Raw genomic sequence first — 13,685 nt, forward strand, 5'->3', positions numbered from 1 at the left:
CGGCTGGGACGCTGACATTCCGCACTGGGAACCGGGCGACAAGGCGCTGGCGACCCGCGCCGCGTCCGGCAAGGTGCTGAACGCGGTTGGCCCGCACCTGCCTGAGTTGTGGGGCGGCTCGGCCGATCTGGCGGGCAGCAACAACACCACCATCGAAGGCGTGAAGTCCTTCGGCCCGCCGTCCATCTCGACCAAGGACTACACCGCGGATCCGTACGGCCGCGTATTGCACTTCGGCATCCGCGAGCACGCCATGGGTTCGATCCTGTCCGGCATCGTGCTGCACGGGCCGACCCGCGCGTTCGGCGGCACGTTCCTGCAGTTCTCCGACTACATGCGCGGCGCAGTGCGGTTGGCGTCGCTGATGGACATCGACACCATCTACATCTGGACGCACGACTCCATCGGGCTGGGCGAAGACGGGCCGACCCACCAGCCGATCGAGCACCTCGCCGCGTTGCGGGCGATCCCCAACCTCTCGGTGGTTCGGCCCGGCGATGCGAACGAGACCGCCTACGCGTGGCGCAGCATCCTGGCGCGGGGCAACGGCAGCGGGCCGGTCGGTTTCATTCTCACACGCCAGGGCATCCCAGTCCTGGAGGGCACCGACGCCGAGGGCGTGGCCAAGGGCGGCTATGTGTTGGGCGGCGGAACCCCCGCCGACGATGCCGACGTGATCATCATCGGTACCGGTTCGGAATTGCAGTTGGCGGTGGAGGCCAAGAAGCTGTTGGCGGAGAAGGACATCACCGCGTACGTCGTGTCCATGCCGTGCGTGGAGTGGTTCGAGTCCCAGCCGAAGGAGTACCGCGACAGCGTGCTACCCCCCGAGGTCTCGGCCCGCGTCGCGGTCGAAGCGGCCGTCGCGCAGAGTTGGCACAAGCTGGTCGGTGACACCGGCGAGATCGTCTCGATCGAGCACTACGGCGAATCGGCCGACGACAAGACCCTGTTCCGCGAGTTCGGCTTTACCGCGGAGGCAGTGGCGGCCGCCGCGGAACGATCACTCGAAAACTGAATGTCGAAGACAACTTAGAAGACAACTTAGGAGCATTGATGACTCAGAATCCGAACCTCGCGGCGCTGAGCGCCGAGGGTGTGTCCGTGTGGCTCGACGACCTGTCCCGCGAGCGGCTGCAGACGGGCAACCTGCAGAACCTCATCGACACGCGCAGCGTCGTGGGTGTCACGACCAACCCGTCGATCTTCCAGGCCGCGCTGTCCAAGGGCAGTGCCTATGACGACCAGGTCAAGGAACTCGCCGAGCGGGGTGCCGACGTCGACGCCACCATTCGGACGGTGACCACCGACGACGTCCGCAATGCGTGCGACGTGCTGGCCAAGACCTACCAGGCCTCCGGCGGCGCCGACGGCCGGGTGTCCATCGAGGTCGACCCGCGACTGGCCCACGACACCGACAAGACGATCCTGCAGGCCGTCGAGCTCTGGAAGATCGTCGACCGGCCGAACGTGCTGATCAAGATCCCGGCGACCAAGGCGGGTTTGCCCGCGATCACCGCGGTCATCGCCGAGGGCGTCTCGGTGAACGTCACGCTCATCTTCTCCGTCGAGCGCCACCGAGAGGTGATGGATGCCTACCTCGCGGGTCTGGAGAAGGCCAAGGAAGCCGGACACGATCTGTCGAAGATCCAGTCGGTCGCTTCGTTCTTCGTCTCCCGTGTCGATACCGAGATCGACAAGCGACTGGATGACATCGGGACCGACGAGGCACGGGCGCTGCGCGGTCAAGCAGGCGTGGCCAACGCGCGTCTCGCCTACGCCGCCTACCAGCAGGTGTTCGTGGGTGGCGATCGGTTCGGCGTGCTCTATGCCGACGGAGCTCGAGCGCAGAGGCCACTGTGGGCGTCGACCGGCGTCAAGAACCCGGACTACTCCGACACGCTCTACGTCACCGAGCTGGTCGCCAAGAACACGGTGAACACCATGCCGGAGAAGACCATGGATGCGGTGGCTGACCACGGCGAGGTCAAGGGCGACACGATCAGCGGTACCTCGGGCGCCGCGCAGATCGTGTTCGACAAGCTTTCTGCGATCGGCATCGACCTCACCGACGTGTTCCTGGTTCTGGAGAACGAGGGCGTCGACAAGTTCGAGAAGTCGTGGGGTGAATTGCTCGAGGCGACCCAGGGTCAGTTGGACGCCGCCACCAAATGAGCAACACGCCTGCCGCCGAGTGGCAGAACCCGCTGCGGGACAAGTTGGACAAGCGGTTGCCGCGCATCGCAGGACCGTGCGCGGTCATCATCTTCGGCGTGACCGGCGATCTGGCCACCAAGAAGCTGATGCCGGCGATCTACGACCTGGCCAACCGCGGCCTGCTGCCGCCGACGTTCTCGTTGCTCGGGTTCGCCCGACGGGACTGGACCGACGAGGACTTCGGCAACGTCGTGCTCAAGGCCGTGCAGGCCCACGCCCGCACGCCCTTCCGTCAGGAGGTCTGGGACCGGGTGAAGGAGGGCATCCGCTTCGTTCAGGGCACCTTCGACGACGACGCCAGTTTCGTGCGACTGTCAGAGACGCTGGCCAAGCTCGATGCCGAGCGTGGGACAGGCGGCAATCACGCCTTCTACCTGTCGATTCCGCCGAAGGCGTTTCCGACGGTGTGCGAGCAGCTCTCGAAGTCGGGGCTGGCCCGGCCCGACGGTGACCGGTGGAGCCGTGTGGTCATCGAGAAGCCGTTCGGCCACGACCTCGACAGCGCGAAGTCGCTCAACCATGTCGTCAACAGCGTCTTTCCCGAGTCGTCGGTGTTCCGCATCGACCACTACCTCGGCAAGGAGACGGTGCAGAACATCCTGGCGTTGCGCTTCGCGAATCAGCTGTTCGACCCGATCTGGAATGCCCACTACGTCGACCACGTCCAGATCACCATGGCTGAGGACATCGGCCTCGGCGGGCGCGGTGGCTATTACGACGGTGTCGGCGCGGCCCGCGACGTCATCCAGAACCACCTGACGCAGCTGCTCGCGTTGACGGCGATGGAAGAGCCGGTCAGCTTCAGTCCCGCCGAACTGCAGGCCGAGAAGATCAAGGTGCTTTCGGCGACCCGGCTGGCGGAACCGTTGGACGAGAACACCTCTCGCGGTCAGTACACCGAGGGCTGGCAGGGCGGCGAGAAGGTGGTCGGGCTGCTCGAGGAGGAGGGCTTCTCCACGACGTCCACCACTGAGACGTTCGCCGCCATCACCCTCGAGGTCGACACCAGGCGCTGGGCCGGTGTGCCGTTCTACCTCCGCACCGGAAAGCGCCTCGGCCGCAGAGTCACCGAGATCGCACTGGTCTTCAAGCGGGCTCCGCACCTTCCCTTCGACGCGACCATGACCGACGAGCTCGGCAAGAACGCCCTCGTGATCCGGGTGCAGCCGGACGAAGGAATCACGCTGAGATTCGGATCCAAGGTGCCGGGCCACGCCATGGAGGTCCGCGACGTCAACATGGACTTCTCCTACGGGTCCGCGTTCGCCGAGGACTCCCCCGAGGCCTATGAGCGCCTCATCCTCGACGTCCTGCTCGGTGAGCCGTCGTTGTTCCCGGTGAACCAGGAGGTCGAATTGTCCTGGGAGATCCTTGATCCCGCCCTCGAGTACTGGGCATCACTTGGCAAACCTGATCCGTACGAGGCTGGCGGCTGGGGCCCCGATTCGGCATTCGAGATGCTGCAGCGGACCGACCGGGAATGGCGGAGGCCGTGATGAGCGCTTGCGCGAAGAACCATCCGGCGCTGATGAGCGCTTGCGCGAAGAACCGAGGTACAGATGATCGTCGACCTTGAGAACACCACGACCAACGTGGTCAACAAGAAGCTGGACGGGCTGCGCGAAGAAGGTGGCGCGTTCACGATGGCCAGAGTGCTGACCCTGGTCATCGCACCCGACAGCGAGACCGTGCTCGAGGAGTCCATCGAGGCAGCGAACGCCGCCAGCCGCGAGCATCCCTGCCGCGTCATCGTCGTCCTTCCCGTCGATCGCGACGCCATCGATCCCAAACTGGACGCCCAGATCCGGGTCGGCCACGACGCAGGCGCAGGTGAGGTGGTGGTGCTCAAGCTCACCGGCCCACTGGCCGCACAGGCCAGCAGCGTCGTGACGCCTTTCCTGCTGCCGGACACCCCAGTCGTCGCGTGGTGGCCGGACGTCGCCCCCCGCGTGCCTGCTCATGACCCCTTGGGACAGTTGGCGATCCGTCGGATCACCGATGCCACCTACGGAACCGATCCCTTGGCCTGCATCAAGAGCAGGTTGGAGGGGTACACCCCCGGCGACACCGATCTGGCATGGAGCCGGGTTACCTACTGGCGGGCGATGCTGACCTCGGCGCTGGATCAGGGACCGCACGAGCCGATTCAGTCGGCCCTGGTGTCCGGCCGCAAGGAGGAGCCGGCGCTCGACATTCTCGCGGGCTGGCTGGCGAGTCGGATCGACGGTCCGGTGCAAAGGGCCGTCGGCGCACTGAAGGTCGAGTTGGTGCGTGCGAGCGAGACGATCAGGCTCAGCCGACCACAGGACGGCATCACCGCCAGCCTGACCCGGACCGCCCAACCGGACGCCAAGCTTCTGTTGGCGCGCAGGGAGACTCGGGAGTGTCTGGCCGAGGACCTGCGCAGGCTCGACGCCGACGAGATCTACCTCGAGGCGCTGAAGGGCATCGACAAGGTGAAGTACCTGTGACCACGGTGATCGCGAAGTACGCCGACGCCGACGCATTGGTCGCCGCGGCAGGTGAGCGACTGGTGGGCGCCATCACCGGGGCCATCGAAGCGCGCGGCGTCGCCTTTGTCGTGCTCACCGGCGGGGGCACCGGAGTGAAGCTGCTGAAACACCTCGGCGATCACGGCGAGGCCATCGACTGGTCGAAGGTCCACCTGTTCTGGGGCGACGAGCGTTACGTGCCTGCCGATGACGACGACCGAAACGACAAGCAGGCCCGCGAGGCGCTGCTCGACGGCATCGACATCCCGGCCGCCAACGTGCACGCAATGCCGTCCAGCGACGGCGAGTTCGGCGACGACATCGACGCCGCAGCGCTGGCCTACGAGCAGGTGCTCGCGGCGAACGCCGACGAGGGCGCGCCCGCGCCGGACTTCGACGTGCACCTGCTCGGCATGGGCGGTGAAGGGCACGTCAACTCGCTGTTCCCACACACTGCCGCCACCAGTGAGAGCGAACGGCTCGTCGTCGGCGTCACCGATTCGCCAAAGCCGCCGCCCCGGCGCATCACGTTGACCCTCCCCGCGGTGAACCGGTCGCGCGAGGTGTGGCTGGTGGTCGCTGGCGCGGAGAAGGCCGAGGCAGTGGCGGCGGCGGTGGGTGGCGCGGCAGCGCAGGACGTACCCGCTGCGGGGGCGGTCGGCAAGGACAAGACCGTGTGGCTCCTCGACGAAGCGGCCGCGACAGAACTGTAACGGTCGCATACTGATCGCCATGGCAGACAAAGGGGTTGGCCACACTGCCGGAGGCAGTAGTGGACGCAGCCGTACGAGCACCGGGCGCCAGCGCATCAAGACACTGACGCAGGCCGCGCTCAACGCCGACGTCACCGTTGCGCAGGTCGACACGCTACTCATCGAGCTCAGCGAGACGCTGACCGACCTCGACAAGTCGACCAATGGCCTCGACGCCACGCTGGAGCGCTTCAACGCGACCATCACCCGCATCGACGAGTTGGCGCCGCGGCTGATCGGCGTCGTCGAACGCCTCGAGACGATCGTCGACCGCGTGGAACGAATCGTAGGGCTCGGCGAGTCGGTGATGGCGCCGTGGAGCGCGACCGAGAACGTCGTGCGTGGAGCCGTGAAGGCAGTCCGCAAGAGCACCGGCATCTAATAAGCACGGGTGAGTCGCTCGTCCTTGAGAACCTCGGCCTCCTCGTGGGCTAAGGGCATCGGTTTTCGAAGAGGCACTTGCCCGCATCAGCGCGGAGCGTGCCCCGCGAGGACAAACGGGCCGGTCCCCCGACCAAGACGTCGCACTCCGGTGGGGTGAGGTCGAAAAGGCCGTGCTCGCGAGCACGAGAAGACGACCGGCGGCAAGAAGCGCGACGCCTCGAGCGCTGCCCAGGAGGCTTCCCGGCGTGGTGGTGTAGGTCTGTCCGTCTGGTGTCGTCCAGACGACCGTTCCGTCAGGCAGTTGTCGGCACCGTAGGCGTCTAGCAAGGGCGGTCCGCCCCGGCAAGAGTCCTCAGGCCCGGGTGGGTGCAGACCGGCCTGATGCCAACATTCGCGGGATGAATTCCGATGCGATGCCAAACCCGGTGCCGACGACGAACGCGATGAACACCAGCACGCTCGAGTGGCTGAATGTGGGGGGTCGGTGATGAGACGGCCCGTTGCTTCAAGGGGTAGTTGGTGAGTAAGACCGACGTGGCGGCAAGTGTGCCGATGACCAATGTCGAGGTGATGCGTTCAGTCATGCGGATGCTTTCTCGTGGCGCAACCACGGCGGCGATCCGGCAGGACGCGTACCGCGCGTGCGCGTCCTGGCGGGGATGTTCAGTTCTGGGGGGAGTAAGCCGGTTTGGCGAGCAGGTCCCGGATGCCGGCGTCGATGAATGCTGTGTCGACGGGGTTCACCCCACCTCCGGCGAAATGGCCCCAGATGCCGGGAATGACTCGCACTTCACCTCGAGCGATGAACTGAGACGCCCAGTGCTCGTCCTCGGGGGGAAGTAGAGGTCTTTCTCGGCCGGCATCGCCAGCAGCGGACACCGGATCGAAGCCAGCGCCTTCTCCACGTCACCACCGAATCCCGGTGTGTTGCCGACATTTCCACTGTGCCACGTCCACAGCATGGTGATCAGGTTGTTGGGATCGCGCCCGTCGCGGAAGAAGTTCTCCCAGAACCCGTACAGGAAGTCGTCGAACGAGGTGAACCCCAGTTCACGCCACGCCTCTTCCCAGTAGAACGCCTGTGAGTAACCCCAGCCCGAGTACACCCGAGCAAAAGCGCGTAATCCTTTGATGGGTAGCGCATCCGGGGAGTAGTCGCCGTCGGCCCACACGGCGTCCGCGGTGAGCGCGTAGATCAACGACTCCAGAAAGACCTTGTTGTGCGGAGCGGTGATACTAGACCCGCAGAACGGTGCCGCGCGTTGCACCATCTCCGGGTGGCTCACCGCCCACTGATAGGTCTGACCCGCACCCATCGACCACCCGGTGACGAGCGCGATGGACGAGATGCCGAACTTCTCGATGACCAGTTTGTGCTGTGCCTGTACCTGGTCGTGGAACGTCACGTCGGGAAAGCGGGCCCGATCATACGGCGCCGGGGTGTTCGACGGCGACGAAGAGAGTCCGTTACCGATCATGTTGGGGACGACGATGAACCATTCGTCCGGATTGAGCGCCTTGTCGGTGCCGATTAGCCATTCGTTGTCCGTATGCCACCCTGAGTACCACGTGGGATAGACGATGACGTTGGTCTTGTCGGCGTTGAGCGTGCCGTATGTCTAATACGCGAGTCTCGCGTCTCGCCGGGTGAAACCACTCTGGAGTGTGAAGTCGCCGAGGTCGAAGTACTCGGCGTTTGTGGGCGCAGGCATGATGAGGTCCTTTCAGTTCGTTCCTGGCGGGCTAATACGGTTGAGAGTCAGGTGCTGACCGCGCACTGGCCGCGGTCGATGCGCTGCGGGATTCGCGCGGACGGCCGCACGTCGATATCGAACATCGCAGTCGGAACATAGAGCGTTGCACAGGAATTCGGCACATCCACGACACCGGACAGACGACCCTCGACGGGGGCGGCCCCGAGCATGAGGTACACCTGCTCGCGCGTCCAGCCGAACTTCGAGAAGTACTCGATCGCGTTCAGGCAGGCGTTCTGATAGGCCAACGTAGTGTCGAGGAAGTGTTGTTTGCCGTTCTTGTCGACTGAGAAGCCCACAAAGGTCAGGAACTCCGAGTACCGCGGTTCGACGTTGCCGGGCATGAAGATCGGGTTGGTGGTGACGCCGTAGGTTTGCATTCCGCCTTTGATGACCTCGACGCGGAGGTCGATGTGTCCGCCCATTTCAATGGCGCCACAGAATGTGATCTCACCGTCGCCCTGCGAGAAGTGCAGGTCGCCCAGCGACAGGTTGGCTCCGTCGACGAACACCGGGTAAAAGATCCTGCTTCCCTTGGAAAGGTTCTTGATGTCCTGGTTGCCGCCGTTCTCCCGCGGGGGCGCCGTTCTCGCTGCCTCGGCGGCGATACGCTCATACTCGGCGCCAGTAAGGTCACCGAGCACCGCGTTGACTGGCTGTGGAGGCAACGCCAGTGGGGGGACACGATCGGGGTCGGTCGCGATCAGCGCCGCTTCCCGGGTGTTCCAGCTAGCGAGTAGGTCGGCACTTGGCGCCGTCCCCATCAGGCCGGGGTGGATGAGCCCGGTGAACTCCACGCCGGGTATGTGACGGCTCGTCGCTTTCTGTCCGGCAAAGTCCCATACGGCCTTGTACGCCGCCGGGAACCAGTCGGTGAGAAAGCCTCCGCCGTTCTCCTTCGCGAAGACCCCGGTGTATCCCCAGCCCTGGCCGGCGACCGGTCCGCTCTCCTGCGGCACCGGACCGACGTCGAGGATGTCGACGACCAGAAGGTCGCCCGGCTGGGCTCCTTCGACGGCGAACGGTCCGGAGAGTTGGTGGACCATCGACAGGTCGCAGTCGCGGATGTCGTTAGCGTTGTCCGAGTTGACAATTGTTCCGTCGAACCACTCCTTGGACTCGACACGGAAAGTGTCACCGGACTTGACTGTCGCGACGGCTGGAATGTCCGGATGCCACCGGTTGTGGCCGACTATTTCCTGCTCCCGGAAGGGCTTGCTCTGATCGACGGGGAATATGACATCGGGCATGGGTTGTCTCCTCGATTGATGTGGCGAACCGACGGGTCGGCGACGCTGGAGCGGGGTGGTCGGTTTCTAGGGTCGTGGGAGGCGAGTGCGGCGCTGATCGGTGCCGCGCCGTGGACTGTGAGCGGAGTCGTCGGTCGATCTCACGACCAGCCCAGGCGAGGATCTCGACTTCTCATGCATATCAAGAGCTTTCAGGCCCGTGGTTGACCGCGCTGTCAGGGCCGGCAACGAGAACACCCGTTGTGCCGGTGCGCGACAGGATTCACATGTCAATGACGCGGGGGCAGTGCCGATGGGAAACTGAGAATCGACGAGTCCGTGTGTGGCACAACGGTATTGGTAACCAGCCATGACGCCTCTCATGGAGCGAGGGAATTGCTCCCATATGGGAACATCTTCTGGCTGAACCTACACCTTGCTCCAGCTGCGTCAAGAGAAAGCGGTCAGCCTGCCGTGCGTCACGGCGCTTGTTTACAACCCGATCACACAACGACGTTTTCGCAGGACGCGCGCTATAGCAGGCGACACCGGCGAACGTCCGCGGTGAGGTCAACCGCGGAGGATTACGAGGACGCGAGATCTACAGTGGGGAAACGCTCTGACGTTTGACGCCTACTGGCACCGACGATCGTTGGCTCGACATCACGGAGGAGAGCCTGACCATGCGAAGACAGGCGCAAGGTAGTCCTGCGACGATCGCGCGGCGACAATGTCCGGAACACGGCGCCGATCTCGACAAGGGAGTCGACGATCCGAGTCGCCGATGTCGACGGGATAACGAGTGCGTCGATCACATCGGACATCGAGCAGCCTGGGCTGGACTCGATGTAGGCGAGAGCCCGCCAGCGATCCACGGTGAGATCGGTACCGGCGAGCGCGTCTTCGATCTTCGCGGCGATGAGGGACGCTCGTCTGAGCAACTCGAGCGTGTCCGCGACAGCTTCCATGACCTGCCTTCTGAGACGAGTGCTCCAACCGTGCTCATACTGCACCCGGAGGAGCACCACCATGCCAGATAGTGCGCCGGTATTCGAAACCAGAGCAACTCGACCAACGGAATTCCGGGTCGCTCTCGCGCTGCCGCGACGAGGTCCGGCCGGCATATTCGGGCTCGAGTGTCACGCCGCAGCGGAGCTGGCGGCCGCCGAAATCGATGCGTCGGGCGGAGTCGCTGGTCGTACTGTGCAATTCGTCCACGTCGATGCTGGCGGCGACCCCGCGACGACGGCCGCCACAATCATGGCGCTTCTGGACTCCGGCTCGATCGACGCCGTCACGGGGTGGCATCTCTCGAACGCTCGCCAGGCCATTGCCAAGGTCGTCGGCGGGCGAGTGCCGTATGTATACGCTGCCGCCTACGAAGGCGGTGAGTGCAGCGACGGCGTGCTGTGCAGCGGGGAGGTTCCCGGCGATCAGATTCTGGCGTCACTGCATTGGTTGCGCACCGAGGCGCGGCTGCGCCGGTGGTTCATCGTCGGTAACGACTATGTGTGGCCCCGCGGAACGGCCGCTGCGACTCGAATCGGACTGCAGGACACGGACATCTCGATCCTAGGTGAACGGTTCCTGGCGCTGGGCACCGATGACTCAGCGACCTGGGATCGAGCACTCGGTGAAGTCGTCCGCAGTCGGGCAGAAGGCGTCATGTCACTGCTCGTGGGGTCAGACGCGGTGCGGTTCAACCGTGCCTTCGGACGCAAGGGACTGGACGCGACGATCACTCGTTTCAGTCCCTTCACCGACGAGACCGTGATCCTCGCCAGCGGTGCCGACGCGACCGCGAACCTATTCATCTCCGCGGGGTGGTTCGCAGGCCTGGGATCCGCGTCGGCCGCCGAGTTCACCGCCGGCTTCACCCGTGCTTTCGATCTGGTGAACGGGACCGCACTCATCGGCGAGTCAGCGGCACCGCCCCCCGGCACAATGGCCGAGACGACATACTCGGCGGTCCACCTATTGGCAGGTATCGCCAGCTCCTCGGTACCGACGGTGCAGGATGCGCGGCGCGCATTCAGTAAATGGGGATGGGATTCCCCGCATGGGCCGGTCGACCTCCATCGCGGATCAGCGCGGCATCCCGTCCACCTGGCGAAAGCGCGCGGCGTCGAACTCGATGTCATCGCACGAGTCCGATGACTCATCAACGACTATGCGTCAGGTCGCTTAGCTAAGTCCCGGGACCGCTCGACGTCCCATCCGTGGCCGATGGCGTCGGCCTGTCCCGGGACGTCCCGGTGGACGACACGGTCGAGGCCGTGGCCACGGCGCGCGCTTCGTACGGAGATTCGTTCGTCGTGCGCAGGGGTGGCAACGACTACCTGATCACGTTCTCCCCCACCGGCTCCCCCACCGGCGTCGAATCGTTCTACGCCCTTCCGGAGGATGCCGCCAGCAAGGGCCTCGCGGACTACATGATGCTGCGGCGCAAGTTGCCCGACGAGGTGTTCGTGGGCAGATGCCTGCTACCGAGCGCGTTGTTTTGGCGCGACGACGTCACGTCATGGGCCGGGCCGGCTGCGCCGACGGAGACACCTTCGACGCCGGTGCGGGCATCGTCGAGGTGGCACCGGGCTAGGCGATCGCGACGCTGCTTCTCCTGCTCAACACCTCGGCGGCATCGCGCGCTCCGCCGGACCGTGCCGCGCCGAGTACTCTCGGCGCTGAAACCCTGAATCCACAGAGGCAACGTCGTGCATGACATCGACATTCCATGTTCGGCGACATCATGCCCACCGTCATGGTGGTCGAGTCACCCGCTGTTGCGCAGCGCGGTCGCCAGCCCGCTCATGGTGAGCAGGATGCCGCGCTGCACCAACTCGGCGTCGTCGCCGGAGCGGAACCGTCGCAACAACTCCACCTGCAGGTGATTGAGCGGCTCGAGGTACGGGAAGCGGTTGAACACCGACCGGGCGAGTGCGGGGTTGTCGGCCAGCAGGTCGTCCTGACCCGTGATCAGCCGCAGCGTCTTGATGGTCCGGTCGTGCTCGGCCACGATCTTGTCGAAGACCCTGTGCCGCAACGCCTCATCGGCGACCAGCTCCGAATACCTCGCAGCCAGACCCATGTCTGCCTTGGCGAGCACCTGGGCCATGTTGGACAGCACGGACCTGAAGAACGGCCACTTCTCGTAAAGGTTCTGAAGCACCTCGAGCCGGCCGTCTCCCTCGGCGATCCAGTCTTCGAACGCGGTGCCAGTGCCGTACCAACCCGGCAGCATGACACGCGACTGACTCCAGGCCAGCACCCACGGGATGGCCCGCAGATCCGAGATCGCCGTGGTCGGCTTACGCGACGCAGGCCTGCTGCCGATGTTCAGCGCACCGATCTCGCTGACCGGCGTCGACTCCTTGAAGTACTCCACGAAACCGGGTGTCTCGTGCACCAATTCGGAGTAGGCGCGCTGGGCACGCGCGGCCAGGTCGTCGAGCACCTCGTAGGCCGGACCCGCCGCGTCACCGAGTCCCTCGACGTCGAGCAGAGTCGACTCCAGGGTCGCGGCGAGCAGCGTCTCCAAGTTGCGGTGCGCGATGGTCGGCTCGGCGTACTTGGCGGCGATCACCTCACCCTGCTCGGTGATGCGCAGCGAGCCCTTCACCGCACCGGGAGGCTGCGCCAGGATCGCGTCGTAGCTCGGCCCGCCGCCGCGGCCCACGGTGCCGCCGCGACCGTGGAAGAGCCGCAGGCGAATTCCCGTCTTGCGTGCCGACTCCACCAGGTCCAGCTCGGCGCGGTAGAGCGCCCAGTTGGCGGCAAGGTATCCGCCGTCCTTGTTCGAATCCGAGTACCCGAGCATGACCTCCTGCTGCTCGCCGCGGGCGTGGACCAGCGCCCGGTACAGCGGGAGGTCGAGCGCCGCTTCCAGAATGGACGACCCCCGTTGCAGATCGTCGATGGTCTCGAAGAGCGGAACCACGCCGACCGGGCTGTACGGCACCTCGGATCCCGTGCCCGAGGCGTCCAACAGGCCGGCTTCCTTCAGGAAGATCGCCGCCTCCAGCATGTCCGAGACCGACTGGCACATCGAGATGATGTAGTTCGGCACGGCCTGCGGGCCGAACACGCGGACGGCCCTGGCCGCGGCGGCGGTGATGTCGAGTTCCTTGCGGGCCAGCTCGGACAGTTGGGCGCCCGGGCTCACCAGCGGCCGCTTCGTCGCCAACTCCGCGGCGAGCAGCTCCACGCGGTCGGGTTCGGACAGCGATCGGTAGTCGGGATGCACTCCCGCCCAGGCCAACAGCTCGGCGATTACCTCTTCGTGCACGTCGGAGTTCTGGCGAAGGTCAAGCCCCGAGAGGTGAAACCCGAAGACGTGCACGGCTTCCCGCAACCTGCCGAGCCGATCGTCGGCGAGCACCGCGCTGCCGTTGTTGCGTAGCGACGCATCGATGACGTCGAGGTCGGCCAGGAACTCGCCGGGGGCCGCGTAGCGTTCCATGCACAGATCGAGCTCGTACTCCGGTTGCCGGTCCAGAATCTCGGCCGCCGTGGCCGTCAAGCGGCCGTGGATCACCCGCAGCGCGCGCCGGTAGGGTTCGTCGGCGCGGGCGGGCTCGGCGCAGGTGTCGGCCAGCGCACTCAGCTCGTCGCTGATGCGCACCAGCCGCACCGACATCGACAACTCCTCCTCGAGGGCAGTCAGCTCGACGAAGTAGTGCGCCAGTGCGGTGTAGGCAGCGCTGCCGGTGGCCAGCCGGACGACGTCGGCCGTGACGTTCGGATTGCCGTCGCGGTCGCCTCCGATCCAGGAGCCGGGCCGCAGAATCGGCTGCTCCAGGACGTGGGCGTCGGGCCAGCGCGCCTGCAGCGCGGTGCGCACCTCGGCGTTGACCTGAGGGA

The 13,685-nt window shown here is 65.4% G+C and carries 11 protein-coding genes and 1 pseudogene; 8 read left to right on the top strand and 4 right to left on the bottom strand.

Annotation, left to right across the window (positions count from 1 at the left end):
* The 6 genes from QOI01_RS22280 to QOI01_RS22305 form a co-directional block, all read left to right on the top strand.
* The coding region (locus QOI01_RS22280) for a transketolase-like TK C-terminal-containing protein (RefSeq protein WP_526384800.1) at positions 1–1,018 on the top strand (1,018 nt) is incomplete at its 5' end.
* Positions 1,019–1,053: 35 nt separating this feature from the next.
* Positions 1,054–2,175 (top strand): transaldolase, encoded by a 1,122-nt coding sequence (gene tal, locus QOI01_RS22285; RefSeq protein ID WP_526384802.1) that lies wholly within the window; start codon positions 1,054–1,056, stop codon positions 2,173–2,175.
* Complete coding sequence (zwf, locus tag QOI01_RS22290) at positions 2,172–3,713, top strand: glucose-6-phosphate dehydrogenase (protein ID WP_526384804.1); 1,542 nt, start codon at positions 2,172–2,174, stop codon at positions 3,711–3,713. Before tal ends, zwf begins: the two co-directional genes overlap by 4 nt.
* 63 nt (positions 3,714–3,776) lie before the next feature.
* Positions 3,777–4,688, top strand: a complete 912-nt coding sequence (gene opcA, locus QOI01_RS22295; RefSeq protein WP_526384805.1) for a glucose-6-phosphate dehydrogenase assembly protein OpcA — start codon at positions 3,777–3,779, stop codon at positions 4,686–4,688.
* Positions 4,685–5,422 carry a 6-phosphogluconolactonase gene (pgl, locus tag QOI01_RS22300; RefSeq protein WP_526384807.1) on the top strand — a complete coding sequence of 246 codons (738 nt, stop codon included), beginning with the start codon at positions 4,685–4,687 and terminating at the stop codon, positions 5,420–5,422. Before opcA ends, pgl begins: the two co-directional genes overlap by 4 nt.
* Positions 5,423–5,441: 19 nt before the next feature.
* The gene (locus tag QOI01_RS22305; protein ID WP_526384809.1) at positions 5,442–5,843 is read left to right on the top strand and encodes an ATPase; all 402 of its coding nucleotides are present in this window, start codon (positions 5,442–5,444) and stop codon (positions 5,841–5,843) included.
* A gap of 665 nt (positions 5,844–6,508) precedes the next feature.
* Here the strand turns inward: QOI01_RS22305 and QOI01_RS22310 are convergent.
* The 3 genes and pseudogenes from QOI01_RS22310 to QOI01_RS22320 form a co-directional block, all read right to left on the bottom strand.
* A pseudogene (locus QOI01_RS22310) lies at positions 6,509–7,557 on the bottom strand (alpha/beta fold hydrolase).
* A gap of 47 nt (positions 7,558–7,604) precedes the next feature.
* Positions 7,605–8,849: a formamidase gene (gene fmdA, locus QOI01_RS22315; RefSeq protein WP_526384810.1), complete on the bottom strand. Its 1,245-nt coding sequence runs from the start codon at positions 8,847–8,849 to the stop codon at positions 7,605–7,607.
* A gap of 563 nt (positions 8,850–9,412) precedes the next feature.
* Positions 9,413–9,952: a MarR family transcriptional regulator gene (locus tag QOI01_RS22320; RefSeq protein ID WP_526384812.1), complete on the bottom strand. Its 540-nt coding sequence runs from the start codon at positions 9,950–9,952 to the stop codon at positions 9,413–9,415.
* On the opposite strand from QOI01_RS22320, the gene QOI01_RS22325 reads away from it, so the two are divergent.
* The gene (locus tag QOI01_RS22325) at positions 9,858–10,985 is read left to right on the top strand and encodes a substrate-binding domain-containing protein (RefSeq protein WP_526384814.1); all 1,128 of its coding nucleotides are present in this window, start codon (positions 9,858–9,860) and stop codon (positions 10,983–10,985) included. The genes QOI01_RS22320 and QOI01_RS22325 overlap by 95 nt on opposite strands.
* A 62-nt stretch (positions 10,986–11,047) precedes the next feature.
* Complete coding sequence (locus QOI01_RS22330; RefSeq protein WP_526384816.1) at positions 11,048–11,521, top strand: hypothetical protein; 474 nt, start codon at positions 11,048–11,050, stop codon at positions 11,519–11,521.
* A 77-nt stretch (positions 11,522–11,598) separates the two neighbouring features.
* Here the strand turns inward: QOI01_RS22330 and ppc are convergent.
* Positions 11,599–13,685, bottom strand: a 2,087-nt coding sequence (gene ppc, locus QOI01_RS22335) for a phosphoenolpyruvate carboxylase (RefSeq protein ID WP_526384818.1), incomplete at its 5' end; no start/stop codon positions are given.

The organism is Mycobacterium sp. (assembly GCF_032162605.1).
Classification (GTDB): domain Bacteria; phylum Actinomycetota; class Actinomycetes; order Mycobacteriales; family Mycobacteriaceae; genus Mycobacterium.

Coding starts and splice junctions, on each gene's coding strand:
- zwf (WP_526384804.1), top strand. CDS start 2,172: ATGAGCAACACGCCTGCCGCCGAGTGGCAGAACCCGCTGCGGGACAAG.
- opcA (WP_526384805.1), top strand. CDS start 3,777: ATGATCGTCGACCTTGAGAACACCACGACCAACGTGGTCAACAAGAAG.
- QOI01_RS22305 (WP_526384809.1), top strand. CDS start 5,442: ATGGCAGACAAAGGGGTTGGCCACACTGCCGGAGGCAGTAGTGGACGC.
- fmdA (WP_526384810.1), bottom strand. CDS start 8,849: ATGCCCGATGTCATATTCCCCGTCGATCAGAGCAAGCCCTTCCGGGAG.
- QOI01_RS22325 (WP_526384814.1), top strand. CDS start 9,858: ATGCCAGATAGTGCGCCGGTATTCGAAACCAGAGCAACTCGACCAACG.
- QOI01_RS22320 (WP_526384812.1), bottom strand. CDS start 9,952: ATGCCGGCCGGACCTCGTCGCGGCAGCGCGAGAGCGACCCGGAATTCC.